The 25,407-nt window shown below is 41.5% G+C and carries 23 protein-coding genes and 1 pseudogene; 18 read left to right on the top strand and 6 right to left on the bottom strand.

Features of this window, described 5'->3' with window-relative positions; all coding sequences use genetic code 11:
• The first annotated feature begins 38 nt into the window (after positions 1–38).
• The 7 genes from GD002_RS10830 to GD002_RS10800 are packed head-to-tail and all read left to right on the top strand — an operon-like array spanning position 39 to position 7,936.
• Complete coding sequence (locus GD002_RS10830; protein ID WP_153732381.1) at positions 39–1,616, top strand: ABC transporter substrate-binding protein; 1,578 nt, start codon at positions 39–41, stop codon at positions 1,614–1,616.
• A gap of 55 nt (positions 1,617–1,671) precedes the next feature.
• The gene (locus GD002_RS10825; protein WP_153732380.1) at positions 1,672–2,616 is read left to right on the top strand and encodes an ABC transporter permease; all 945 of its coding nucleotides are present in this window, start codon (positions 1,672–1,674) and stop codon (positions 2,614–2,616) included.
• Between the two features lie 18 nt (positions 2,617–2,634).
• A complete protein-coding gene (locus GD002_RS10820) occupies positions 2,635–3,471 on the top strand; it encodes an ABC transporter permease (RefSeq protein ID WP_153732379.1) in 837 nt (278 codons plus the stop codon).
• Positions 3,472–3,490: 19 nt separating this feature from the next.
• Positions 3,491–4,492 carry an ABC transporter ATP-binding protein gene (locus tag GD002_RS10815; protein WP_153732378.1) on the top strand — a complete coding sequence of 334 codons (1,002 nt, stop codon included), beginning with the start codon at positions 3,491–3,493 and terminating at the stop codon, positions 4,490–4,492.
• The gene (locus GD002_RS10810) at positions 4,476–5,456 is read left to right on the top strand and encodes an ABC transporter ATP-binding protein (protein ID WP_153732377.1); all 981 of its coding nucleotides are present in this window, start codon (positions 4,476–4,478) and stop codon (positions 5,454–5,456) included. The genes GD002_RS10815 and GD002_RS10810 overlap by 17 nt, the downstream gene beginning before the upstream one ends.
• Positions 5,453–6,112 carry a DUF1028 domain-containing protein gene (locus tag GD002_RS10805; protein ID WP_153732376.1) on the top strand — a complete coding sequence of 220 codons (660 nt, stop codon included), beginning with the start codon at positions 5,453–5,455 and terminating at the stop codon, positions 6,110–6,112. The genes GD002_RS10810 and GD002_RS10805 overlap by 4 nt, the downstream gene beginning before the upstream one ends.
• A 21-nt stretch (positions 6,113–6,133) precedes the next feature.
• A complete protein-coding gene (locus GD002_RS10800) occupies positions 6,134–7,936 on the top strand; it encodes a helix-turn-helix domain-containing protein (RefSeq protein ID WP_153732375.1) in 1,803 nt (600 codons plus the stop codon).
• Positions 7,937–8,314: 378 nt separating this feature from the next.
• Here GD002_RS10800 and GD002_RS10795 read toward each other — a convergent pair whose 3' ends face one another.
• Positions 8,315–8,599, bottom strand: a complete 285-nt coding sequence (locus GD002_RS10795) for a hypothetical protein (RefSeq protein WP_153732374.1) — start codon at positions 8,597–8,599, stop codon at positions 8,315–8,317.
• A gap of 213 nt (positions 8,600–8,812) precedes the next feature.
• Between GD002_RS10795 and GD002_RS10790 the strand changes: the two genes are divergently transcribed.
• Complete coding sequence (locus tag GD002_RS10790) at positions 8,813–9,517, top strand: gamma-glutamyl-gamma-aminobutyrate hydrolase family protein (RefSeq protein ID WP_153732373.1); 705 nt, start codon at positions 8,813–8,815, stop codon at positions 9,515–9,517.
• A 53-nt stretch (positions 9,518–9,570) separates the two neighbouring features.
• On the opposite strand, the gene GD002_RS10785 is transcribed toward GD002_RS10790, so the two are convergent.
• From GD002_RS10785 to GD002_RS10775, 3 genes and pseudogenes are all read right to left on the bottom strand, one after another.
• Positions 9,571–11,553 carry a methyl-accepting chemotaxis protein gene (locus GD002_RS10785; protein WP_153732372.1) on the bottom strand — a complete coding sequence of 661 codons (1,983 nt, stop codon included), beginning with the start codon at positions 11,551–11,553 and terminating at the stop codon, positions 9,571–9,573.
• 148 nt (positions 11,554–11,701) lie between these two features.
• Positions 11,702–11,785, bottom strand: a pseudogene (locus GD002_RS18175) (YjcZ family sporulation protein); the annotation flags it as partial.
• A gap of 101 nt (positions 11,786–11,886) precedes the next feature.
• The gene (locus tag GD002_RS10775) at positions 11,887–12,003 is read right to left on the bottom strand and encodes a YjcZ family sporulation protein (RefSeq protein ID WP_153732370.1); all 117 of its coding nucleotides are present in this window, start codon (positions 12,001–12,003) and stop codon (positions 11,887–11,889) included.
• A gap of 177 nt (positions 12,004–12,180) precedes the next feature.
• Here GD002_RS10775 and GD002_RS10770 point away from each other — a divergent pair, with 177 nt between their 5' ends.
• Positions 12,181–12,456, top strand: a complete 276-nt coding sequence (locus tag GD002_RS10770; RefSeq protein ID WP_153732369.1) for a DUF2642 domain-containing protein — start codon at positions 12,181–12,183, stop codon at positions 12,454–12,456.
• A 26-nt stretch (positions 12,457–12,482) separates the two neighbouring features.
• Here GD002_RS10770 and GD002_RS10765 read toward each other — a convergent pair whose 3' ends face one another.
• The gene (locus GD002_RS10765) at positions 12,483–13,235 is read right to left on the bottom strand and encodes a DUF2268 domain-containing protein (protein ID WP_194841564.1); all 753 of its coding nucleotides are present in this window, start codon (positions 13,233–13,235) and stop codon (positions 12,483–12,485) included.
• 233 nt (positions 13,236–13,468) lie between these two features.
• Between GD002_RS10765 and GD002_RS10760 the strand changes: the two genes are divergently transcribed.
• A complete protein-coding gene (locus GD002_RS10760) occupies positions 13,469–14,941 on the top strand; it encodes a methyl-accepting chemotaxis protein (RefSeq protein WP_194841563.1) in 1,473 nt (490 codons plus the stop codon).
• Between the two features lie 398 nt (positions 14,942–15,339).
• Here the strand turns inward: GD002_RS10760 and GD002_RS10755 are convergent, their stop codons facing one another.
• Positions 15,340–17,307, bottom strand: a complete 1,968-nt coding sequence (locus tag GD002_RS10755; RefSeq protein WP_153732366.1) for a methyl-accepting chemotaxis protein — start codon at positions 17,305–17,307, stop codon at positions 15,340–15,342.
• Between the two features lie 286 nt (positions 17,308–17,593).
• Between GD002_RS10755 and flaG the strand changes: the two genes are divergently transcribed.
• The 8 genes from flaG (at position 17,594) to prfB (ending at position 25,304) form a co-directional block, all read left to right on the top strand.
• Positions 17,594–17,968, top strand: a complete 375-nt coding sequence (flaG, locus tag GD002_RS10750; protein ID WP_153732365.1) for a flagellar protein FlaG — start codon at positions 17,594–17,596, stop codon at positions 17,966–17,968.
• Positions 17,969–17,986: 18 nt separating this feature from the next.
• The gene (fliD, locus tag GD002_RS10745; protein WP_153732364.1) at positions 17,987–19,522 is read left to right on the top strand and encodes a flagellar filament capping protein FliD; all 1,536 of its coding nucleotides are present in this window, start codon (positions 17,987–17,989) and stop codon (positions 19,520–19,522) included.
• Positions 19,523–19,558: 36 nt separating this feature from the next.
• A complete protein-coding gene (gene fliS / locus GD002_RS10740) occupies positions 19,559–19,960 on the top strand; it encodes a flagellar export chaperone FliS (protein WP_153732363.1) in 402 nt (133 codons plus the stop codon).
• The gene (locus tag GD002_RS10735) at positions 19,957–20,310 is read left to right on the top strand and encodes a hypothetical protein (RefSeq protein WP_153732362.1); all 354 of its coding nucleotides are present in this window, start codon (positions 19,957–19,959) and stop codon (positions 20,308–20,310) included. Before fliS ends, GD002_RS10735 begins: the two co-directional genes overlap by 4 nt.
• 67 nt (positions 20,311–20,377) lie before the next feature.
• Complete coding sequence (locus GD002_RS10730; protein WP_153732361.1) at positions 20,378–20,749, top strand: PilZ domain-containing protein; 372 nt, start codon at positions 20,378–20,380, stop codon at positions 20,747–20,749.
• 177 nt (positions 20,750–20,926) lie between these two features.
• On the top strand, positions 20,927–21,487 hold the full coding sequence (gene hpf, locus GD002_RS10725) for a ribosome hibernation-promoting factor, HPF/YfiA family (protein WP_153732360.1): 561 nt from the start codon (positions 20,927–20,929) through the stop codon (positions 21,485–21,487).
• A 183-nt stretch (positions 21,488–21,670) separates the two neighbouring features.
• Positions 21,671–24,169, top strand: a complete 2,499-nt coding sequence (secA, locus tag GD002_RS10720; protein WP_153732359.1) for a preprotein translocase subunit SecA — start codon at positions 21,671–21,673, stop codon at positions 24,167–24,169.
• 33 nt (positions 24,170–24,202) lie between these two features.
• Positions 24,203–25,304, top strand: a protein-coding gene (gene prfB, locus GD002_RS10715; protein ID WP_153732450.1) for a peptide chain release factor 2 whose coding sequence is annotated in 2 segments (ribosomal slippage) — positions 24,203–24,274 and positions 24,276–25,304 — 1,101 coding nt in all. Because the reading frame shifts where the segments join, the coding sequence is not laid out codon by codon here.
• Positions 25,305–25,407 lie beyond the last annotated feature (103 nt).

Genomic DNA, 25,407 nt, shown 5'->3' with positions numbered 1-25,407 from the left:
AAAAATAGTTAGATAATTTGAAAAAGGAGTGGGTTTATATGAAGAGGCTAGTCGGCTTGTTTGGGGTTGTTTTATTATTGTTGTTAGCGGCGTGTTCTGGGAATCAGGGATCTACGTCTGAAAATGAGGAGAAGCCAAATCCGAATGATCAGTTGGAAAGCACCGGAGAGCCAATTGAAGGTGGAAAATTAACGATAGTGGATTTGAATGATGCGCAAGGGTTGGACCCACATAGTGAAACCAATGCGCAATCGATGCATTATATAGAAAATATGTACAATACGCTTTTTAAATACAAAGAAGGAACGTATGGTGAAATTGAAGGTGATCTGGTAGAAGAATATGAGATTTCGGAAGATGGAAAAGTGTACACGTTCACGCTTCATGAAGGAGTGAAGTTCCATAATGGAGATGACTTGACGTCTAAAGACGTGAAATATTCAATTGAACGGATTGTGGAACAACTCGTTCGTGCGCCTCAGTTTGAAGATGTAGAGTCAATTGAAACACCTGATGACAAAACTGTGATTGTCAACTTGAAAAAGCCGGTCGCTCCATTTTTGACGTTTCTTGCTTATCCGATGAATGCGATTGTCAATCAAACAGTCGTAGAGGAGAATGGTGGAAAATTGGATAATGCAGATGCGGGAAGTGGTCCATTCCAATTGGTGCATTGGAAGAAGGACCAAGAGATGGTACTTGATAAATTTACGGATTATTTTAAAGAAGGATTGCCGTATTTAGATCAAGTCACTTGGAAAGCTGTACCTGATGAGACCTCAAGAACGACTGCGATCCGAAATAAAGAGATTGATATTATTTTACAGTTATCACCAAAAGATATTCAATTGCTTTCAAAATCAGAGGATCTAACAGTTGAGCCTGTAACAGGAACTTATTGGGAATATATAGGGTTAAATGTGACAGCTGGACCGTTGAAAGAGAAAGCTGTGAGACAGGCAATTGCGACTGCAATTGATCGGGAAGCGATGAATAAGTCGGTGAAGTTTGGACAAGCGACGATTTTGACGGGAGGTCCGATACCTGAAGGTCACTGGGCAGATGCAAAGTTAGACACATACTCGAAATCAGATATTGAAAAGGCTAAATCTTTATTGAAGGAAGCCGGATATGAGGATGGTTTCAATATAACATTGAAGGTCGGACAGAACAAAGCACAAGTGGATGCCGCACAAGTGGTCAAACAGCAATTGCAGCCAATCGGAATCGATGTGGAAATACTACAACAGGAGGACAGTATCTTCTTTGATGCGCTAGGTAAGAAAGATTTCGAGATGTCCATTGTCGGATGGGTTGGATTTGTAGATCCAGATGAATTCCTGTATAACATTTTCCATACAGAGGAAGTGTGGAATCAACAAGGCTACTCTAATCCAGAAGTTGACCGTTTATTGGAAGAAGGTAGAGAAACGGCGGATCAAGATGAACGTTTTGAAATTTATAAAAAAGCTCAGTCCATTATTGTTGACGAAGCTCCCATGGTATTCTTGTACGCTAATCAGCATGCCTCTGCAATACAAAAGGGGGTACATGGTTTTGATGTGAATCCAACAGTCTCCACTAAATCATTAGAAAATACATGGATCGATCGCTGATAACTAGTATAGGGGTGAATAAAAATCACCCCTTTTTACATAAGGAGGTGTCTATTTGTTTGCATATATCTTACGTCGTTTACTCATTGCAATCCCAGTGCTGTTTGGGATATCTGTACTTGCTTTTTTTATGGTGAGATTGGTACCGGGAGATACGGTAACGGCTATGTTAGGAACAAATTATAATGAAGCTCAGGCTGAAATTTTACGGCAAAAGTATGGCTTGGATCAGTCATTACTCGTTCAATATGGAATTTGGATCATGAGTGTTTTAAAAGGAGATCTAGGCATCTCTTCGCTTACAAATGAGCCGGTTATAGAAATACTTATCAATCGTCTTCCTATAACGTTAGAACTCACTGTGATTAGTATTCTTTTTGCTTTGTTGATTGCGATACCACTAGGAACGATTGCGGCTTTGAAACGGAATACACCGGTCGATTATGGTGCGAGCTTTTTTGGTATGTTCGGCATTTCTGTTCCGAATTTTTGGCTAGGTACATTGATGATCTTATATTTTTCCCTTCATTTAAGTTGGTTGCCCTCTAGTGGTTTCGTGCCACTCTCAGACGGAATTTGGATGAATCTTAAAACAATGATTATGCCGGGTATTGCGCTAGGTACTTCAGTTGGAGCCGTCACGATGAGAATGACCCGCTCGTCCATGTTGGAAGTGCTAGGTGAGGAGTATATGAAAATGGCAAAAGCGAAGGGGGTCACGAATTCCCGTCTTATCTGGAAGCATGGCTTGCGAAATGCTCTTGTACCTGTAGTGACAGTGCTAGGTATTCAAGCGGGATATTTATTGGGCGGTTCTATCATTATTGAGCAAATCTTTTCATTGCCGGGAATCGGTCAGCTGGCTTTGCAGGCTATCACTAACCGTGATTACAGTTTGCTACAAGGAGCCATGCTGTTTATAGCGAGTGCCTTTGTATTGATTAATCTAGCAGTGGATATTATTTACGCCTTGATCAATCCGAAAATCAGATACAGTTAAGGTGAGGTGGGATGATAATTGAAAGAAACTTGGAGAAGGTTTAAGAAAAATCGTTTTGCGTTCGTTGGCTTCTTGTTCATCGCTCTCATTCTAGTTGTGGCGATACTGGCGAAATGGATTGTGCCTTTCGATCCGTATTACATGGATACGAACAGCACACTTACAGCACCGAATAGCGAGCATTGGTTTGGAACTGACCAATTTGGACGTGATATTTTCAGTAGAATTTTATATGGAACGCAAATATCATTGAAAGTAGGTTTAATCGCGGTTGGTTTTTCGTTGTTCTTTGGAACGATTATAGGAATTGTTGCAGGTTATTTTGGAGGGAAGATCGACCAGATTCTCTCAAGGATAACGGATGTCTTGTTTTCATTTCCAGATATTTTATTGGCGTTGGTCATTATGGCGATTTTAGGGCCAAGTTTGACGAACCTGATGATTGCGATAGGAATTGTCTATACACCGATTTTTGCTAGAATCGCTCGAGGGGCGGTACTTAACATTCGAGACTCATTATATATTGAGGCTGCGCGTTCGATGGGGGTCAACTCTTTTCAAATTATGTTGCGGCATATTTTACCCAATTCATTAGCGCCGCTCATCGTGCAAGTAACACTTTCATTTGCATTTGCAATCTTGGCGGAAGCCGCACTAAGTTTCTTAGGATTGGGTGTTTCGCCTGATACGCCATCTTGGGGGATCATGTTGAGTGAAGCGAAGGATTGGATGGAGATTTCTTGGTGGACGGCGATTTTTCCTGGGATTGCCATAACGCTGGCGGTACTGAGTTTCAATATTATGGGAGATGGATTACGTGATGCACTTGATCCAAGGTTGAAAAATGAAAGATAAAAAAGGGAGGTCAGCTACTATGCCTGATGTGAAAAAGCCGCTACTTGAAGTGAAATCATTGACCACGTCTTTTCGTACGGATAGAGGAGTGGTAAGACCGGTTGACGATGTCTCCTTTACGATAGAATATGGTCAGATTTTGGGTATAGTCGGAGAGTCTGGATCGGGTAAAAGCATGACTTCTCAATCAATTCTACGACTAGTGGGTAATCGGAAAAGTGAGAAAGTGGCCGGTGAAGTACTGTTCGAAGGTCAGAACTTACTTGAATTGAAAGAGAAACAGATGCAGAAGATCAGAGGGAAAGAAATCAGTTTGATTGCACAAGACCCGATGACATCATTAAATCCAGTCTATTCAGTAGGGAATCAAATTGCGGAAGTACCATTTATTCATGAGAAGAGTTCTAAGAAGAACTCCTGGGAAAAAGCAGTGGCAATGATCAAACGAGTAGGGATTCCTTCTGCGGAAGTTCGAGCAACACAATATCCGCACGAGTTTAGCGGAGGCATGAGGCAACGTGGAGTGATTGCTATGGCACTTGCAGGTAATCCAAAGCTTCTTATTGCGGATGAGCCGACTACTGCGCTTGATGTGACGATTCAAGCCCAAATTTTGGAGTTAATTCGTGATTTGCGTGATGAAACGGGTGCTGGAATAATGTTAATCACTCATGATCTAGGAGTAGTTGCAGAATTATGTGATCAAGTAGCGGTCATGTACGCGGGAAAGATTGTGGAAAAAGCACCTGTGGAAGATTTGTTTTCGGAGCCAAAGCATCCGTATACGAAAGGACTGTTGGCTTCTCTTCCGAAATTGGGTGATAAAGCACGATTGACCCCTATTCCGGGTCAGCCACCTAATCTGCATCATTTGTCTACAGGTTGTGCGTTTGCAGATCGGTGTCCGTTTGTTATGGATGTATGCAAAGTGGTTCATCCTAATTTGCAAGAAGACGGTCCTGAACATGAAGTCGCCTGTTATCTTTATGGAGAGGAGGAAAGACATGCTAACGAATCATGAGGAGCTTGTTCGAGTAGAAAATCTGACGAAACATTTTAGTTTAGGTGGATCATATTTTACTAAAAATAAAGAAACGATCCGTGCAGTGGAAGACTTATCGTTTTCTGTCTACAAGGGAGAGACACTAGGAATTGTTGGAGAATCGGGCTGCGGAAAGTCGACTACGGGACGTCTTCTTCTGCGACTAATGGAAGCGACTTCTGGGTCAGTGTTTTTTGAGGGTGATAACATTCTGGACCTTTCAAAGGAAGAGCTTCGCGCAAAGAGGCAGGATTTTCAGATGATTTTTCAAGATCCTTATGCCTCGCTGAATCCGCGGATGACAGTTGAAGAACTGATCAGCGAACCACTAAGAACGTACAAAGTGAAAGATCGAAAAGACAGACTTCTAAAGCTAGTAGATGCGGTCGGAATTCCGAAAGACTATTTGACCCGATATCCACATGAATTTTCCGGTGGACAGCGTCAGCGGATCGGAATCGCTCGTTCTCTCGCATTGAACCCGAAATTCATTGTCGCTGATGAACCAGTCGCTGCATTGGATGTATCGATTCAAGCACAAATTATCAATTTAATGAAAGATCTACAGGATGAGTTTGACTTGACCTATTTGTTTATCGCCCATGATTTAAGTGTAATCGAATATATTAGTGATCGGATCGCGGTCATGTACCTTGGGAGTATTGTAGAATTAACTACGAGTGATCGATTATATGAGAACCCATTGCATCCTTATACGCAAGCTCTCATCTCAGCCATTCCTATACCCGATCCATCATTTTTACGAGAAAAGATAAAATTGAACGGAGATATCCCCAGCCCGATGAATCCGCCTGCTGGGTGTAAATTTCACACGCGTTGTCCTTTGGCAAAAGATATTTGTAAACAGATCGTTCCACAGCTTATAGAAGTAGAACCTGAACATTTTGTCGCGTGTCACATAGTGGAGGAGAGTTTAATATGACGTATTCAATCATCGCTCGTTGTCCTGACACAGGAAATTTTGGTGCTGCAATCGCCTCGTGTTTTCCAGCGGTAGGCGCACATTCCCCGGCAATTCAAGCAGATGTAGGAATCATTGCAACACAAGGGTGGGTGAATCCTTCACTTGGAGGGAAAGGTATGCACTATTTGAGCGCGGGCCAAACTGCCAATGCAACATTAAACACATTGCTTCATGGAGATCCGGGACGGGAATTGCGTCAATTAGCTATTTTGGATCGCTTTGGCAACAGTGCGGTATATACAGGAATCGAAAATGATGAGGAAAAAGGACATATTATTGGCAATCAATATGCCATTTTAGGTAATCTTTTAGCAAGTAGAGATGTCTTAGATGGAATGGCATACGCATTCGAACATACAGAAGGGAAATTGCAAGATAAGTTGCTGGCGGCATTGGTGAAAGGCGATCAGTTGGGAGGAGATCGAAGAGGGAAGCAGTCCGCGATACTCAAAGTAGTTGCGTTGGAAGGTTATCCTTATGTGGATTTCAGAGTGGATGATGCGAAAGAGCCGGTACTTGAATTAGAACAGATATACTTGAAAAACAAGCATATTTTAATTGATCGTTATGATGAGTGGGTAGAAACGATTGAAGCAGGTATTCGACTGACATAGACCGAAAAAGTGGGTGCTGATGTGAATAGTTCTGAAACCAACGTAACTGAAAATAGTTTATACGAAGTTCTTGATCATGCGACATTCAACATCTTGAAGGCGGTGGGAGAGAACTGTTTTTTTAAGACTGTACTTGAAGAGATGATCGGTGCGTTTGTGCAGTTTGACACAGGATTTTTGTTCATTTTCAGCGAAAAAACGAACAAGCTGATCGTGAAATATGCGATCGGCTATGTGGAAGAGAATTACCGCAAGACGCAATTGAAACCTGGCGAAGGAATTACCGGTCTGGCGTTTGAAACGAATGAGCCACAATTTTTCACTTCAAGGGAAGACATCATGAAAGCCATGAGGACAATGACCCCTTTCAATTTGTCACACTATATTCAGTCAACCATCCAAGCAGAATATCCTCATCAAACGTTGGCGCTTCCATTAAAGGATGGTCAAGGAACGATGGGGGTAGTGACGATGAACGGTCATGACCCATCCGCTCCATATCCAGACGATTTGCTAAAGAAACTTCAGGCGTTCGCCTCTGTCGTTACGATGACGTATCGCTATCACCTGCTGATAGATAGAGCAAATCACTTGGAAAAAGAGCTGGCATTAACAACGAAAGCTTTACATAAAGAACATGACCAGCAACAGAAGACAGCTGATTTGTATAATGAATTAACGATGCTCAGCAACCAAAAGAAAGGAATCGGGAAAATGGTTACTGCGTTGCAACAATATGTCGAAGTACCTGTCGCGCTTTATGATAGCCTCTTTAATTTGATTGCGCAACACGGCTCCCATTCGGTCCCTCTTCCACCAGGCATGATTTCAACAAAAGAAGTTCAGTATGTGATCGCTACAAAAAAATGGCAAGTATATACTGGTGAAAATGGTGTATCCATCATTATTACACCAATTGTCGGATCTGATTCTGTCATGGGCTTCCTATTGGCCTTTATGCAAGTTGAAGAAGTTCATCAAGTGAATCGAATGTTACTAGAATATGGTGCTTCGTTGTTGTCGCTGGAAATGATTAAACAACATTCCATCAAGGAAGCACAGCAAATGTTTTATGGAGAGTTGTTCGACAAGGTTTTGTTAGGTGTTTATGATAACCAATTAGATGAACAAGCGAAGAATTTAGGCCTCTTTCCGCGTGACTTCTATGTGGCGCTCATTTGTAGTGACTCAGAACAGGCGGCTGTGAAAGATTCACGATATGTACGGGAGAAATGGATGCAGTGGATTGAAGAGGCGCTAGAATTTCATTATATCAAGGGAATTGTGACCGAACGAAATCAACAGATCATTGCGTTCATGTCTTTTCCTGAATTGGAAGGGAAAGAGAGGGCAGTTGAAAAATTGACGACGTTTTCTGAATATTTATGCGAAATGAATAAGCCGATATTCATTGGAATAGGAAGAGTATACGACAGTTTTCGTGATATTCAAAAGTCGTTTGATGATGCGGAAAAGAGCTTGGTCTTGTTGCAAAAGAAGAAGAATGCACGTGTTCATTTGTTTTCAGAAAGTGGCGTAAATCGAATATTGCTAGACATGAAACGCAATGAATTAGAACTATTTTTGGTTGACCATTTAGGTGTCTTGATGGACGAATCAAATCAAGAGTTTTTAGAGACTTTACTTGTATACGTGGCAAATAATAAAGCGTTGAAACTCACTACGGAAAAATTGATGATTCATCAGAATACGCTTTACTACAGGTTGAAACGTATTGAAACACTTTTGGATATCAAGCTCACTGATCCCGAAAGATGGTTTGATGTCCAACTGGCCTGTAAGATCTATGAATATTTGAATTGAAGTGTGCTTGTGCAAAATGAATGTTAGACCGAAGCACCTTTCACTCTCTCCTCACCTAATAAAATTCCTCCACCTAAACAGTTTTTCATGATAGATGATTCGTCGGTAACCATTCTAATCAGTCACTATTGAAAGAAGGTGCCAGCGTACCACTATGTTGAAACAAATCATTGAGGAAAGAAAAAATCGGCATGCACTTTATGAAAGATCTTCGTTAGTCTCTTCCTTAATTCGAAAAGATGAAAAAGTAGAACTATGAAATACCCGATAGCGTAAATACTGCATTAGTAAAAAGCGTTCCCCTTATTGGCGGAACGCTTTTCGCTATAATGGGTTTCAACAATTGGGGATTATCACGAAAAAGAGAAAAAGTAGAAATTAATGTGCACGTTTTAGTAGTGCTTCATGCTCAATGGAACGTGAGGAGAGGACATCGATGATGGCATGTTGATTGTCTTGTCGATCTGTCAATAATTTGACGCGCTCATTTGTTTCAAGGACAGCTTGTTTAATTTGGGCTTGTTCATCCTTAAGGAACTGAATATCCTGTTTCATCTCGCAAATATCCTGTTTCATCTCGGAAATATCTTGTTTCATCCCGGAGATATCCTGTTTCATTCCACCAATTTCTGATAGGATTTCGCGTAGTAATGTTTCGCTCAATGTTTTCACCTCTCTTAATGTGACATCTATTATATCACGGAAGCTTGTCGAAAAGTATCGAGATCTAGAAGTGAAATATTGATAGGAGAATGGACTATCAGCAACGTCTGGTTAGATTACTTCTCTCAAAACAGGGTAACAAGTTAAATAGTGTATTACTTATTAAAAGGCCGAGCAAATATTGTAGATAGCCTTTAAAAAGGAGAATGAAAAATGAAGCCGCTGATTGGAATTACATCAGACTTGGATCAAAATGGAGAAACATTAGTGCAATCAAATTATAGCCGAGCGATTTTACGAGCAGGTGGTTTGCCTGTCGTGTTGCCAGCTGGCTTGGAAGATATCGAAGAAATTTGCGAGCGATTAGATGGTTTGCTGTTGACGGGAGGAGAGGATGTCAATCCGCTCGTCTATGGTGAAGAGCCACATCAGAAGCTAGGCAAGTTATCACCTGAACGCGATAACATGGAATTAAAACTGACTAGATGCATGACGGGAAAAGACAAACCGGTGCTTGGAATTTGTCGAGGTCATCAAGTATTGAACGTGGCGTTTGGAGGTACCATCCATCAGCATATTTATTCCAACATTCCGGGTGAGTTGCTTCAACATAAGCAGCAGGCGGATCGAGAATTTGCAACGCATTCTATTGATATAGTCGATGATAGTAAACTAGCGGAAATTGCGGGAACTTCTGAAATTCAAGTGAATTCATTGCACCATCAAGCGGTTAACCAAATTACGTCACCCCTTGTTGTGACGGCTGTCGCGAAGGATGGGATCATCGAGGCACTTGAAAGTACAGAACATCGTTTTGTGATGAGTGTGCAATGGCATCCTGAAGCGTTGGCCAATCGTCAAGATCGCACATCACTACGCCTATTTGAACAATTTATTAACGCGTGTAATAAGGCGTAAATGATGAATACAAAAGAGGACCAGTCCATTCGACAGGTCCTCTTTTCGTTCGTTTACACTTTAAATTGCTCAATTACATCTGATAGTTTTTCACTCAGTTCAGTCAATATCTCTGCAGCGTCTGTGACGGATTGAATCGCACGTAACTGCTCTTCTGTTGAAGCACTCACTTCTTCACAAGCTGCCGCTGTCTCTTCAGAGGTGGCAGACATCGTCTGGATCGTCAGTGTGACTTCGTCTTTATGCGTTGCAATTAATTGAATTTCTTCTGTCACCGTATGGATGGATTCTTGCATGTCTTCCATTAGAGAGGAGAGTTCCTGGAAGGTCTTTTCCGTTTCTTGGACGACCATTCCTTGGTCGCGGAATGTCTCAATCGTGGTTTTCATTTGACGAGAAACGATCCGTGAATCTTCCTGTAATTCTTCTATGGTTACTTTGACATCATCTGTTGCTTGTGCAGATTGTTCAGCAAGCGTTCGGACTTCATCCGCAACTACCGCGAATCCTTTTCCATGTTCTCCGGCTCTAGCTGCTTCGATGCTTGCATTCAGTGCCAACAAATTCGTTTGTTTTGAAATATTCATGATCGTTTCCATGACGATACCGATCGCTTGTACTTTTTCGGATAAAGAATGTATATCTGACGTCATCGTTTCTAATGTAGTTCCAGTTGTGGTAAATGAACTTTTTAGAGCGTTCATTTGTTCTTGTCCATTTGTGTTTTGGACACCTGTCTTCGTTGCGATCTCTAACATGGTACTTGCTTTTTCTCTAATTTCATTGATTTCATGACCGAGCAAATCAGTACGTTCCGTGACTATTTCTGCGTCTTCTGCTGATTTGGCTGCACCTTCTGCAATTTCACCAACTGCTTGCACTACTTCAGTGCTCGCTGCATTCGTCTCTTCGGATACGGCACTCAGACTTTCTGAGTTGATGCGCACATCGTCTGCAGACGAGCGGACGACGGTGATAATCTCGTTCATATGTTCCACCATTTGGTTGAAGTCTTGGCCGAGTTCTCCCACTTCATCTTTTGTTTTTATCTCTGAGCGGACAGTTAAATCACCAGCCGACACCTTGGCCATTAATGCTTTGATCGTTTCTATTGGCTTGATCATTCGACTGATTGCAAAGAACAGACCAATAAACGTGATGATGAGTGTAATCATAGCGATGATTAGCATGGAATTTCGTAGAGAATGAGCTAGACCGTTTAGTTTATTCTCTTCATAGACAGCGCCTACTTTCCAGTTAAATTCAGGTAGTGTTGTATAAATATTACGTTTAGCAATTCCTTTGTCATCGGTATATTTGATCACGCTAGAATCCTGATCATACATTTGTTTGAAGTAAGGCAGCGTGCTCAAATTCTCTCCGCTCTTTGTAGGATGGGAAATGGCCACTCCTTGTGTATCAAGCAAAATAGGGTAGCCTTCAAAGCCGATATCTCTGCTGGTGATGGCGTCTGTTAAAGCTGTCAGTTCGATATCCAAACCAACGACTCCAGCCAATTCGCCATTGACTGTAATCGCTTTTGAAGCAGTGATGACAAATTGCTTTGTCGTATGATCTTGATATGGCTCTGTCCACTGCACTTCATCTGGGCTCTCTACGGCTTGCTGATACCACGGTCTAGTGGTCGGATCGTACCCTGTTAAATCAACATTTGGTTTTATGACGGAATATTTTGACACTAATGAATAATAGACAGCCGATGAATCAGGGTAGATGGATAAAAACTCATCAAAAGTTGATTCGAGTTCTTTTACGGTAACTTCTTTGCCGTCTTCACCCGTAAAAGAAGTGATCTCGTCTTTCGTTGCTAGTAATTGTAAGCCTGTTTCGTACTTATCTAAAAAATTGAATACCCCAAAACTCATTTCATTGACGATCGCATTGCTTGAGTCAATAGTGTTCGCAATGGATTGTTTCTTTGCCTGGTCATTCGTCATAAATGTCATTAAAGATATTCCAAGTATGAAAAGAATCATGACGATCAGAATGATTTTTGTTTTAATTGATCTGAACATATGAAGCTCAGTCCTTCCTGCGTAGTATGTGATATGTCTGTTATCGTCAAGAAAACACTTTTATTTATTAAAAATAGTAGAGAAAATGATAAAAACCCGTCGAATGTTCTCGACGGGCTTCCTTCTTATTCAAGGTTCCTTCTCGGACTTATAAGCAAGCAGCGCCTACAATAATAAGAAGGATGAATAACACTACAATTAACGCAAATCCGCGACCTGCACCGTAACCGCCACAGCCAGCTCCTGCAACTTCACCGCCGCCGCAGCCTCCGTATCCATATCCGCCAAATCCGAACATCATTTCGCCTCCTCTTTTATATTATTAGGGAACGATTAATAACCATACCCTGCAAAACCTGCACCTACAATGATCAATAAGATAAAGAGAACAACGATCATTGCAAAACCGAAGCCTCCGCCGTAACCTGCTCCTCCGACTGCCTCACCCATAGCTATTTCACCTCCAAATGTGGAACTACCCTTATCGTATGCAAAGATTTTCAGAGTGCCTTTGCTTCTCGGAAGAAATTATGATATTTATTTTGGAACCTATATGTACGGATGCATCAAGCCTGTCTATTTTAAGCGCATACGTTAGTAGATAGGAATGTGGAAGGAGGTGAGAATATGTCAGGTTGTAGACATTATGAAATGTGTCAGCAGTATCGAGGCAGGGCAGTTACGATTCAAACTCGGGATGGAGGTGTTCATCGCGGATACATTCGAAACGTCGATCGAAACCATGTGATGATCCAGTCGATCAATGGGAATAGAGGGTTAGGTGGTTTTGGTTATGGTGGCTATGGTTTCGGAGGATATGGTGGCTACGGGTATGGCGGAGGCTACCGGATTGCGTTAGGAGCCATTGCGGGAATTGCGTTGTTGTCTTTGTTCTTCTGGTGAGGTGAAAAAAGAGGAGGTGTCATGACTCATGACATCTCCTTCATTATTTGTTCAGCAGAAATACCTAGTAATCCCGCAGTTGCTAAACCTGAAGCTTTCATGTATCGATGTATTAAATGGTAGCCGACAGCATAGCCACCCAAGCGTGGATTGCCGGCTGTACCGTACACTAGATGTCCGTGGGTATGTGCAGATTTCGGTAGCTGCCGGTTCGGGTAAAACAACGTCTTCCAAAATTCATCCAGCTGGCTGGGCGTATACCATTTTGTCCATTCTGCTACTAGTTCATGACCAAGTCGTTCACGGACTGCATGTTCTGCAAGTCCTTCCATGATGATGACGTCGAGTAGGGTATAATCAGATTCATTCTTGCGGATTCTTGAAAGTCTACATACGTGGTGGTATTCATGGGTAACGACCGCTTTGATTTCTGATGCAGTACAGTCTGCTGTGATAAAGATAAATAATTTATCATGAAAAGCTAGGCCAGATTTGGTGGACTGAGCTGGGAGGATAAAAATAGGGATTTTGGGACCATGCCATTCTTTTTGAAGAAGCTGTATTTCTTTCTGTACCATCTTCCACACATCTATTCGTCGAAACTCAGAAACAATTTGTACTGTTGATAAAGTTGGGTAGCTGTAGAGTCCATGAGACGTGAGATGCTGATAAATTTGCCCAGCAGAAGCGTCTTTAAAATAGCTTGTTAATTTTTTGCAAAGTTCAATTGGTCGTTCATAACACTCTAGTAGCCATTGATCTGTTTGAATAATTGTCATTAGCAACCGCCTTTCTAACTTCCATTTCATTCTATGCAGCGGTTACGAAAGATGTCAGATCGATTGGGGGCTAGTCTATGTTGTGTATCAGACTTAGGACCCCCTGGTAAAAGTAAAGTCGTTTTTGATAAAGTAAGATAGGGAATTAAAACCCATATGAATGACTATTCATTCATGATACCGTAATAATACTACTTTGGTAATTATGTCAATATAGTAAAGGGGGATGTATGGTGAATATTGAACAACTAAAGCAGGATGACTGGATACAAAAGAATAAGATTATGGGGTTGGGGTTCGGAATAGCTGCTAGTTTAGGTTTGATCGCACAATTCATTCAGCAGTCTGCTATGGCGATCATTTTATCTGTAGCCATTCCATTTGCTTTCGCTACTCTGTTTTTCTGTTATTTTCTGTTTACTAAGCAGTCAGTAATTACGAAAATCTTGCCGGTCTTATTGTTGTTGATGAATTTCGCGATTGCAATCGGTGTAATTTATTTCTCAGAAGCTAATTTAGGTTCTCTAGGTATTATCATTTTGCTACTCGTGCTGGGGGGCATTCATGGCAAAATGAGTATTATGGCATTTGGTTATGTGCTGAGTTTGATCGCGTTACTACTGAATAATGCGTATTTTGTAGATCCTGAGTTAGTGGCGGCAAGCGGCAAGAATTTGATTTTGCTTCATTTCTTAGGTGGAATGGTATTATTTTTAGTCGTTCGTCAAAATGCTCGTAATTTTAAACAAGTAGAAGATTATGCTGCACTGACAGCAGAGAAGATGCTGAAGGAAGAACAGTTAGCTCGAAAACTGGACCAGGCAGTTGAGAAGATCACCAATAATTTATCACATCTTCAAGTGAGTTCTGAGACTTCGGTATCTTCACAAAGAGAAATGCTTTCCGCAATTAATGAAGTAAGCAGTGCGAGTCAAAATCAAGCCGATCATATTATGGATATCGCAGAGAGTACAGAAACGACCCATGCATCTGTCACACGAATTTCTAAGCAAATGGGTAAATTGGCAGTACGTACTGATGAGGCTGGAGTGAAGGCCGAAGAAGGAACACATCGCATCCATGAATTAAAACAGCAGATCGACCGTTTTTCCAAATTCTTTGAAGAGTTGGATGAAACATTTGCGATCTTGTCCAATAAAATTAAGGAAACCAATACATTCGCCAGTACGATAAAGGAAATAACGGAACAGACGAATCTTTTAGCTTTGAATGCTAGTATCGAAGCTGCACGTGCGGGAGAGAAAGGAAAAGGCTTTGCAGTGGTAGCAGATGAGATTCGGAAACTTGCAGGTTTGACCGATGAAACGCTGAAGAAAATCGATTTGAATTTATCAGAAGTAAATACGTTTAATCAATTATCTGTTGGCAAACTTGCAGACGGATTACAGCAAGTTACCGAACAAGTAAGAATTGCGGATAGCTCCAATCAATCTTTCACTGAACTGTTCGGCACGATGACGACATTGCAACATGCACTGCATGCTTTCATGAAAGACTTCGAAACCATTTCTGAAAGTAGTGAAGCCGTCTCAGAGCGAACGGTAGAGTTTGCATCAATTATCCAAGAAAGTACCGCAGCGATTGAGGAAATGAACGCTACGCTGACGGACCTGACGAATGAGCAAGAACAGATCGCTACGTATATTCAGGAAACCCATGAGGAAGCCGTGCAGTTAAGGATGTAAAGTGGTTAATTTACGTGATGTTCTTTGTCTTGGGTTTTACTCATAAAACAGGCTTAACCTTTATCAAAAACAAGTGAGCCTGTCCGAAAAGTCGTTTTCATCTGACTTTTCGTGCGGCTCTTATTTTTGCATAGATAGGAAAATTTCTGTTTATCATAGGCTGTTTTTAAGAAGGTGTACTATGCGGTGAACGGCTCGTCTGGCTGGTTGTGTTCGGTCGGAAATCTCACCCGACCGCTCATAGAAACCACATGCGCGATCATAAGATCCTGTCAGCCGCTCATAGAAACTCCATACGCGATCATAACCCCCGCACAACCGCTCATAGCTGCAAAAAACTGCCACTGAAAGATATTTCACTTTCAGGACAGCTCCACTTGTTTCTAATTACTTCTTCATTACACCTTAAAACGTTCAACCGCCAAGCTCAAATCCTCACTAAGCCGCGTCAATGTTTCTGCCGCTTCGGCCACATTTCCGATGGCGTGTAATTGTTCAGCAGTGGAGGCATTAACTTCTTCACAAGCGGCAGCGGATTCCTCTGTCGTTGCTAGTAAGTTCTGTATTTGATCAGAGACATCGTTTTTATGAATATCCATTTCTTGAAGGGCTTCTGTGACACTTTGAATCCGCGTTTGCATGTCATTAATGAAACTAGAAATTCGCTCGAAGATACCTTCTGTGTCTTGTACAACCCCACTCTGACGCTCGAATGTTTCCCTTGTTCCCGTCATTTGCTGCGTAACAAGCTGTGTGCCTTCCTGTAATTCCTGAATTGTAAAACGTACTTGTTCTGCAGAACGGGCAGATTGTTCCGCGAGTTGGCGGACTTCATTGGCAACAACCGCAAAGCCTTTTCCATGCTCTCCGGCTCTAGCTGCTTCGATACTTGCGTTAAGCGCCAATAAATTAGTTTGGGAAGAGATATCAGTTATCGCGTCTATGACCGAACTGATTGCTTTTACTTTCTCTTCCAGCGTACCGATCACGCCACCCATCTGCTCAAGATCTTCGTTCCAATCATGGAAAGAGTGCTTCAGAATTCCCATTTGGGAGCGTCCATCTGCGTTAAATGAAACCGCTTCTGAAGCAAGATTCGCCATTTCAGCAGCCGTTTCATTAGCTTCTTTAATTTGCTGATTAAGCAAGTCGGCACGCGTTGTAACGATTTCGGCATTTTCTGCTGACTTGGAAGCGCCTGTCGTAATTTCTTGTAATGAATGGGCGATTTCCTCACTCGTCGCATTTGTTTCTTCAGAGATCGCACTTAAGTTTTGCGAACTGGCGAGCACATTGGATGCGGAGTTCGTAACAGTCGAGATTAAGCCATTCATCTGTTCTAACATCTGATCAAACCCTTTGGCTAGTCCACCAATTTCATCATTTGATTGGATACCGCTTCGTACAGTCAAATCACCGTTCGCAACATCTTGTACTTTTTCCTGTAAGCGGAAAATTGGCTTCAATACACGGCTAATGAAGATAAATAGCACAATGGTCAGAATAGACAACGTAATGACTGCAGCCATGATCATGACATTTCGCAAGCCTGCTGCTAACGCTTGCATATTGGATTCCTCATAAACTACACCGAGTTTCCAACCGAAGTTAGGAATCGTTGTGAACATATCCACTTTTTCTGTACCATCTTGATTAAAATTGTGATGACCTTGTTCTTGTTGATACATTTTGGCTACATAATCCCGCTCCATTAAGTTCTCGCCAACTAAAGAAGGATGTGCAATCGCTGTTCCATCGGCGTCCAAGATAAATGGATAGCCTTTATAAGGAATGTCGCTAGCAGAAATGTCAGAAGTCAAGGTAGATAATTGAATATCCAATCCCAAAGCGCCTACAAGTGTTCCTTCATTCATCACAGCCTTCGAAGCACTAATGACAAAATTCCCTGTTGCTTCATCTACATAGGGCTTTGTCCAATGTACTTGGTCTGGCTGTCCTACCGCATTTTGATACCATTCACGTGTGGTAGGGTCAAATCCTGTCAAGTCAACATATGGACGAATCGTCGTCTCTTTTGTTGTGAAGGAGACGTAGGTACTAGATACATTCGGATAGACGGACAATACATGATCAAGTGCATTCACCAATTCAGCTTGTCCTTGCGTCGCGGTAGCACCGTTTATTTCCTCGGAATCAGTCAGCAACTCAAGTCCTTTACTATATTGTAGTAAATCTGCTTCGATGGCACTGCTCATTTCATTTAAGAGTGTGCTGCTAGATTCGATAATAGTTTTCTCGGTACGTTCTTTAACAAGCCAACTGCTGACGGCAGTCATTGTGAAAACGCCTCCACTGACAAGTACAATAACGAGTAAAATCATCTTGGTTTTAATGGAATGAAACATTTTTCACATGCTCCTTTTTTCGTATATGTGTTCACTATCATACAATACTTTTGGCTTCTATAGATGTTAATATTGTGGGATAAAACTAGTTGTAATTTTGAAAATAATAAATTTATTTAGGTTTATTATTCTACCCTATAGATTCTGTTGCACTAATAGATGTGCATCGTAAATAGGAACTAGACAGTCTGATGTGGAAGTTTTTCATTTGGAATGCTCAACATCTATGGTTTGAAACCGATAGAATAAGTAACGAATGTTGATTTGAAGACGGGGGGTTCCGTGTATGGTAAGCCGAATAGGCAGTGGACCAACGCCGCAACCAGTGCAGACAACTTATGAGAGTGCGTCCATTGAAAATGAAAGAGCAATACCAGAAGTCCAGCCAATTAAAGACTTCAGGCAACAACCGTCGCCTGAAGAACAGAAAGAACTAACGAAGGCTGAAGCACAGCAGTTGACCGACGGCATGAATAAGTTTTTGGAAAGTGTCAATACCCAACTACGATTCAAATTTCATGATAAGCTAAATGAATACTATGTAACAATTGTAGATTCCAAGACAGATGAAGTCGTACGTGAAATTCCACCAAAAAAATTGATGGATATGTACGCAGCAATGAAAGATTTCGTCGGATTATTAGTGGATCGAAAAATTTAACGAAGAGGTGTTACGCATATGAGAATCGGTGGTTTAGCATCCGGAATGGATACAGAAACAATTATTAGGGATATGATGAAAGCGCACCGGATCCCACTTGATAAAATTACACAAAAGAAACAATATACTACATGGCAGATGGAAGATTATCGTAGTACGAATCTGGATTTACGGAAGCTTAGTGATAAGTTGTTAGATAATGTGATATTGCAGAAAAATTATATGTATAAGAATGTGAACGTTTCGGATGAAAATGCAGTAAGTATTCGGTCAGTGAGTGGTTCAAGCGATTTTTCTGGTACGTTAGAAGTTAAGCAATTGGCTAAACAAGCCAATTTGCAAGGTGGAGAAATTCATCTTAATGGTAAAACAGATAAATTGACAGATGCTGAAATTAAAACAGTTAAATTAAGTGAATTAAGTGACGGTCTGTCAAGCGGAGAAATTATTATTAAAGTGCCAGGCAAAGAAGAAGTAAAGATCGAATTGGATGCTGAAGACACAATCGAGTCGGCTTTAAAGAAAATTAACAAAGATGGAAATGTTAACGCGTTTTATGATTCACATACCGGTACAATTTCTATGTCTGCAAAAGAGAGTGGCGAGGGATACATTGAGGTTAGTGGAAGTTTAGCTAAAGCTTTGAAAATAGACGCTGAAGTTATTGTTACCGGAGATAAGGCTGAAACAAAAGGAAGTGTTAAATCCAACAATAATGGAGAGAACGCTATATTTGTTTTTAACGGCCTTGAAACACAACGTACATCCAACACATTTCAAATTAGTGGATTCGAAGTTACGTTAAAACAGAAGACTGATGCACCAGTTACGTTTAGTTCGTCTACGGATTCAGACAAAGTAGTAGACACAGTTACGCAATTCGTAAATGACTACAATGAATTAATTGCGAATCTAAACAGCAAAATTAAAGAGAAAAATTATAGAGATTTCCCCCCTCTTTCAGACGAACAGAAAAAAGATATGAAAGAAAAAGAAATCGAGCTGTGGGAAGAAAAGGCGAAAAGTGGTACGTTACGGAATGATCCCGCTATCTCTAGTATGCTTACAAATCTTCGTTCTATCATGACGAAGGTTGTGGAAACAACGGATAAGGATGGAAATAAGATCAAAATGAGTCTTAAAGACTTGGGAATTGAGCCTTCTAAAAGCTATTCAGATAATGGAAAGTTAACTATCAATGAGGATAAATTGCGTGAAAAGATAGCTGAAAATCCAAACGCTGTATATGATCTAATCGGACGAGAAGATAAAGAAAATCCTAAAAACTCTGGTATTGCACAGGATTATCGAAAAGAGATACAAACCGCTCAAAAGAGTATTACAGAAAAAGCAGGCACATCTACAGCAGTCAACGACACCTTCGCATTAGGACGTTCCTTAAAAAACTTTGACAAACAAATCGAACGGTTCGAATATAAATTGCAAATGATGGAAACTCGTTATTGGAAACAGTTCAATGCAATGGAGAACGCTATCCAGCGAGCAAATGCACAATCTGCACAGTTAATGCAATCGTTTGGCGGCGGAATGTAATGAAACTTTGTAAGAAAAAAAGGAGAATGACTTAAAATGGCTAGTAACAATCCTTATGCAGCATATCAAAACAACTCGGTGACGACTTCTACGCCTGGCGAATTGACATTGATGCTTTACAACGGATGCCTCAAGTTTATTCAACAGGGGAAAAAAGCATTGGAACAAGGTAAACTTGAAGAAAAGAATATAGCAATCCAAAAAGCGCAAGCCATTGTGACAGAATTGATGTTGACGTTGGATACATCTTATCCGGTTGCGAAGAATATGTTAGTGCTGTATGAGTTTGTCAACAGTCGTCTAATCGATGGCAATATCAAAAATGACCCAGCTTTGTTCGATGAAGCAGCAGGCATTATAACTGAATTCCGCGATACGTGGAAGCAGGTCATCCAAGTGAACCGTCAAAAACAATATGCCAATGTGAGCGAGATATGATCCGTCCTGCCATGACGGCTTGGCGTGAACGGTCACTAAAATTAATAGCACTGACGAAACAAGTGGAAGAATCACAGCGAGATGACGTGATTTTACAGATTGAGCAGTTGCTAGATGATCGCGACAAGCTACAAGCACATATCGCTAAGCCTTTCTCACCTGAAGAAGAAGAGGCTGGTCAAGAATTGATGGAACTTGAAAAAGAAGTGCAAGTATCTCTCTCTCGCTTTACGAAAGAAATACGCATGAATATTTCAGAAGCCCAATCAAAAAAAGAAAATATCAATAGCTATGTAAACCCGTATGGCAAGATGATTCAAGACGGTGCCTATTATGATACAAAGCAATGAAGACCGGAAGAGAGTGTCTCTCTTTCGGTTTTTTACATATCCGGTTTGAAAGAAAGGAGAAACCAGAATGCGCTACAATCGGCATGATTACTTTAGATACGAATTCAATCCACATCTTCCCGCGAGATTTCGGATTCAGTTACAAAATAAAGACAAAACATTGTCCAATGAAGGGGAATGCGAATTATTGGATATCAGTACAGGTGGCGTGAAGTTTTTTACATTTCTTGATCTACCTCTTCAATCCCAAAAGCTCGACCTACAACTGGAGTTCACTCTCTATCAGCATCCGTTTGAGATTATAGGTCATGTGGTTTGGAAACATGCTTTTGAACGCGGCTTTCAATATGGGTTCGAATTCGGCGAGGAACAGCAAGTAGATGACCTAATCGTGCAAGAATTGAAACAGTACACACGTGCGGGGAAAAATGTAGAGTAAGTAGTACATTGAACGATTTACGGGGATAGGATGTAGAGAATTAGAACTTAGATGTGACTGATTTTCTATTTATACAAAGATTCCAGGAATTTCACCAAATTTCTCAAGTTTGTAGAAGGTATTTAAGGGTACTATGAAGAAGTATACTAATAAGGTTCAATTAAAGGAGGAGTTCATATGTTAGACTTCAATATCCGCGGTGAAAATATCGATGTCACTCCAGCAATTCGGGAGTATGTTGAAAAGAAAATTGATAAACTGGAGCGTTATTTTACAGAAAGTACAAACGCGACAGCTCATGTAAATTTGAAAGTGTACAATGATAAGCAAACAAAGGTGGAAGTAACGATTCCAATGAAGAATTTGACACTTCGTGCAGAGGAGCGTCACAACGATATGTATGCTGCTGTAGACTTGATCGTCGACAAGCTCGAGCGTCAAATTCGTAAATATAAAACACGTGTTAACCGAAAAGCACGTGAGCGTGAAGGTATAGCCGCATTTTTCCAAGCGGTTGAAGGTAACAACAACGCGGAAGAACAAATTGAAGACGAGAATGACTTCGATGTAGTACGCACGAAGCAATTCGATTTGAAACCAATGGATCAAGAAGAAGCCATCCTTCAAATGAACATGCTGGGCCACAACTTCTTCATCTTCACAGATGCAGAATCCGATGGCACGCATATTGTTTACAAACGTAAAGACGGCCGCTACGGTCTGATTGAAACAAACTAATATGGCGATGTATACAAGCTCAGCTACGCTGGGCTTGTTTTTTTATATGACGGACCATTTGCACCAGGCTTTTTACAGTGTTAAAATGGAGTGTGACTCAAATCCGTCTTATTGAAAATTGCAAAGAACTAACAACTGGCGGGAATTCCTGCTGATTGATGAAGTTATGAGGATGTGACATAAATGCTTGGCGTATTGAATAAAATGTTTGATCCGAATAAACGTGACTTGAAGCGTCTTGAAAAAATTGCTGATCAAGTAGAAGCATTGGCTTCTCAAATGGAGCAGCTTTCTGATGAACAACTGATGGCCAAGACAGATGAATTTAAAGCGCGCTATCAAGAAGGCGCAACAGTAGAAGACTTGCAAGTCGAAGCATTTGCCGTCGTTCGCGAAGCCGCTCGTCGTGTGCTCGGGCTCTACCCGTTCCGTGTGCAGATCATGGGCGCAGCCGCACTGAATGAAGGAAATATTGCGGAGATGAAAACGGGTGAAGGGAAGACATTGACTTCGACACTTGCCGTTTATTTGAATGCTCTGACGTCAAAAGGCGTTCATGTCGTGACGGTTAACGAATACTTAGCAAGCCGAGATGCTGCTGAAATGGGACAATTGTATGAATTTCTAGGGATGACAGTCGGCTTGAACTTGAACAGCATGGGCAAAGAAGAAAAACGAGAAGCGTATGAAGCTGATGTGACGTATAGTACGAATAATGAACTAGGTTTTGATTATTTACGCGACAATATGGTGCTATATAATGAGCATAAAGTTCAGCGGCCACTTCATTTCGCTGTCATCGATGAAGTTGACTCTATTTTGGTCGATGAAGCCCGTACACCGTTAATCATTTCGGGCCAAGCTGCGAAAGCTCAAGAGTTGTACCGCTTGGCAAATCGCTTCGTCATTACTTTGAAAAAAGAGGAAGACTACTCATTTGACGAATCGACAAAAGGTGTCGTTTTGACAGAGGCAGGTATTGAAAAAGCAGAGAAAGCGTTCAGTATTGACAACTTGTTTGATCTGCAACATGTCACGTTGAATCATGCGATCAATCAGTCATTAAAAGCGCATGTCAGTATGCATAATGACGTAGACTATGTTGTGGAAGAAGGCGAGGTTGTCATTGTTGACTCCTTCACCGGTCGTTTAATGAAAGGTCGTCGTTATAGTGACGGTTTACACCAAGCAATCGAAGCAAAGGAAGGCTTGGAAGTTCAGAACGAATCGATGACACTTGCGACCATTACATTCCAGAACTATTTCCGTATGTATGAAAAGCTTGCCGGTATGACAGGTACAGCGAAAACTGAGGAAGAAGAATTCCGTAATATTTACAATATGAATGTCATTGCCATTCCAACAAATAAACCGATTGCGCGTGACGACCGTCCAGATTTAATCTATGCCTCAATGGATGGAAAGTATAAAGCGGTGGCAGAAGATATTAAACAACGCCACGAAAAAGGACAGCCCGTGTTGGTTGGTACGGTCGCGATTGAAACGTCAGAAATTATTTCGAATTTCTTGAAAAAATATGGAATTCCGCATAACGTTTTGAATGCCAAAAACCATGAGAGTGAAGCACAAATTATCTTGGACGCGGGTAAAAAAGGTGCGGTCACGATTGCGACGAATATGGCGGGTCGTGGTACCGATATTAAACTCGGCGATCATATTCAAGATGTCGGAGGACTTGCGGTCATTGGTACAGAACGACATGAGTCGAGACGTATCGATAACCAGCTACGTGGTCGTTCCGGACGTCAAGGAGACCCTGGGGTGACACAGTTTTATTTATCACTCGAGGATGAGTTGATGCGCCGCTTCGGTTCGGAACAAATGAAATCAATGATGACGAAACTCGGTATGGATGATACGACGCCAATCCAATCCAAAATGGTGTCGCGTTCTGTGGAATCAGCTCAAAAACGAGTAGAAGGAAATAACTTCGATGCTCGGAAACGTTTATTGCAGTACGATGATGTGCTGCGTCAGCAACGTGAAGTCATCTATAAAGAGCGTAATGAAGTGTTAAGTTCCGATAATATTCGTCCTGTTTTAGAAGGAATGCTGGACTCTGTCATTGCACGTGTGGTCGCTCTTCATACAGAAGAAAATCACGTCAATGCAAAAGGAATGAAAGATTATTTAGAAGCGAATCTACTATCTGAAGATCGGGTGACGATTGCTGATTTGGAAGAGAAATCTCCTGAAGAGCTGCAATCCTTTATTCACGATTTGGTGATAGAGCGCTATAATGAGAAAGAAGAAGAAATGTCCGAAGAACGCATGCGTGAATTCGAGAAAGTGGTTTTATTGCGCGCAATTGATACGAAATGGATGGATCATATTGATGCGATGGATCAACTTCGAAACGGAATTCATTTACGTGCATATGGACAGACTGACCCATTGCGTGAGTACCAGGCAGAAGGGTTTGCGATGTTTGAGGATATGCTGACGTCTATCGAAAATGATGCGACGAAGTATGTGATGAAGGCAGAAATCCGCAACAACTTGGAGCGAGAAGAAGTAGCAAAAGGGCAAGCGAACAACCCGAAAGAAGGCGGAGAGCCGGTTCGTAAAAAACCAGTTCGACGTGCAGTCAATATTGGTCGCAACGATCCTTGTCCGTGTGGTAGCGGTAAAAAGTATAAAAACTGTCACGGCAAAGCGTAACTAGAAACAATCACTCAGGAGGAAACAATTATGATGGAATTATCCGATGTTCGGAACGAGCTCGACAAAACAGCTAAGAAATTAGCGGACTTTAGGGGGTCTCTTTGACTTAGAAAACAAAGAGGCTCGGATGCAGGAGTTAGATGAGATTATGATGGAGCCAGGGTTTTGGGATGATCAAGACGCTGCGCAAAAAGTGATTTCAGAATCCAATGCATTAAAAGATATTGTCGGCGAATACAACGATTTGAATGACACGCAAGAAAATTTAGAAATGACGTTGGAGTTACTGCGTGAAGAAGCAGATGAAGAGCTGCAAGAAGAGTTGGTTTCCGAATTAAAAGAGTTTAAAGGACGAATGGATAAATTCGATCTGCAGATGCTATTGAGCGATGAATTCGATAAGAACAATGCGGTGTTGGAAATACATTCAGGCGCTGGCGGTACCGAATCTCAAGACTGGGCATCGATGTTGCTTCGCATGTATACTCGCTGGGCTGAACATCATGGCTTTAAAGTCGAAACACTTGATTATCAAGCAGGTGATGAAGCAGGCGTGAAATCTGTGACACTTGGAATCAAAGGGCATAATGCTTATGGATACTTAAAAGCGGAGAAAGGCGTCCATCGATTAGTCCGAATCTCACCATTCGACTCTTCAGGCAGACGTCATACTTCCTTCTCATCCATCGAAGTGATGCCAGAATTTGATGGCGATATCGATTTGGATCTTAAAACAGAAGATATTAAGGTCGATACGTACCGTTCAAGCGGTGCCGGTGGACAGCACGTCAACACGACAGATTCTGCTGTACGGATGACGCACATCCCAACAGGCGCAATCGTCACGTGTCAGACGGAACGTTCGCAGATCAAGAACCGCGAACGCGCGATGAATTTATTGAAAGCAAAAATTTATCAAATCAAGGTAGAAGAAGAGGAAGCACGTCTAGCTGATATCCGTGGTGAGCAAAAGGAAATCGGTTGGGGCAGTCAAATCCGCTCCTACGTTTTCCATCCATACTCAATGGTGAAAGACCACCGAACCAACGAAGAAACGGGAAATGTCAGTTCCGTCATGGATGGGGAATTAGATCCATTTATCAATGCTTATCTCCGTTCAAGAATTTCCTAATTAGAAAAAGTGCAGAAATGCACTTTTTCTCAGACTGTAGACAAAAGGGTTGGAAATCGTAACGATTTCCAACCCTTTTGTCATTTCGGTACTAAAATCAGAG

This window comes from Sporosarcina obsidiansis (assembly GCF_009651005.1).
Classification (GTDB): domain Bacteria; phylum Bacillota; class Bacilli; order Bacillales_A; family Planococcaceae; genus Sporosarcina; species Sporosarcina obsidiansis.
This window is presented reverse-complemented; position numbering and strand designations above follow the sequence as displayed.

What these genes read in the sequence shown, in the direction of transcription:
- GD002_RS10830 (WP_153732381.1), top strand. Translation starts at nt 39, where the DNA reads ATGAAGAGGCTAGTCGGCTTGTTTGGGGTTGTTTTATTATTGTTGTTA.
- GD002_RS10815 (WP_153732378.1), top strand. Translation starts at nt 3,491, where the DNA reads ATGCCTGATGTGAAAAAGCCGCTACTTGAAGTGAAATCATTGACCACG.
- GD002_RS10810 (WP_153732377.1), top strand. Translation starts at nt 4,476, where the DNA reads ATGCTAACGAATCATGAGGAGCTTGTTCGAGTAGAAAATCTGACGAAA.
- GD002_RS10805 (WP_153732376.1), top strand. Translation starts at nt 5,453, where the DNA reads ATGACGTATTCAATCATCGCTCGTTGTCCTGACACAGGAAATTTTGGT.
- GD002_RS10790 (WP_153732373.1), top strand. Translation starts at nt 8,813, where the DNA reads ATGAAGCCGCTGATTGGAATTACATCAGACTTGGATCAAAATGGAGAA.
- GD002_RS10785 (WP_153732372.1), bottom strand. Translation starts at nt 11,553, where the DNA reads ATGTTCAGATCAATTAAAACAAAAATCATTCTGATCGTCATGATTCTT.
- GD002_RS10775 (WP_153732370.1), bottom strand. Translation starts at nt 12,003, where the DNA reads ATGGGTGAGGCAGTCGGAGGAGCAGGTTACGGCGGAGGCTTCGGTTTT.
- GD002_RS10770 (WP_153732369.1), top strand. Translation starts at nt 12,181, where the DNA reads ATGTCAGGTTGTAGACATTATGAAATGTGTCAGCAGTATCGAGGCAGG.
- GD002_RS10765 (WP_194841564.1), bottom strand. Translation starts at nt 13,235, where the DNA reads ATGACAATTATTCAAACAGATCAATGGCTACTAGAGTGTTATGAACGA.
- GD002_RS10755 (WP_153732366.1), bottom strand. Translation starts at nt 17,307, where the DNA reads ATGTTTCATTCCATTAAAACCAAGATGATTTTACTCGTTATTGTACTT.
- flaG (WP_153732365.1), top strand. Translation starts at nt 17,594, where the DNA reads ATGGTAAGCCGAATAGGCAGTGGACCAACGCCGCAACCAGTGCAGACA.
- fliD (WP_153732364.1), top strand. Translation starts at nt 17,987, where the DNA reads ATGAGAATCGGTGGTTTAGCATCCGGAATGGATACAGAAACAATTATT.
- fliS (WP_153732363.1), top strand. Translation starts at nt 19,559, where the DNA reads ATGGCTAGTAACAATCCTTATGCAGCATATCAAAACAACTCGGTGACG.
- GD002_RS10735 (WP_153732362.1), top strand. Translation starts at nt 19,957, where the DNA reads ATGATCCGTCCTGCCATGACGGCTTGGCGTGAACGGTCACTAAAATTA.
- GD002_RS10730 (WP_153732361.1), top strand. Translation starts at nt 20,378, where the DNA reads ATGCGCTACAATCGGCATGATTACTTTAGATACGAATTCAATCCACAT.
- hpf (WP_153732360.1), top strand. Translation starts at nt 20,927, where the DNA reads ATGTTAGACTTCAATATCCGCGGTGAAAATATCGATGTCACTCCAGCA.
- secA (WP_153732359.1), top strand. Translation starts at nt 21,671, where the DNA reads ATGCTTGGCGTATTGAATAAAATGTTTGATCCGAATAAACGTGACTTG.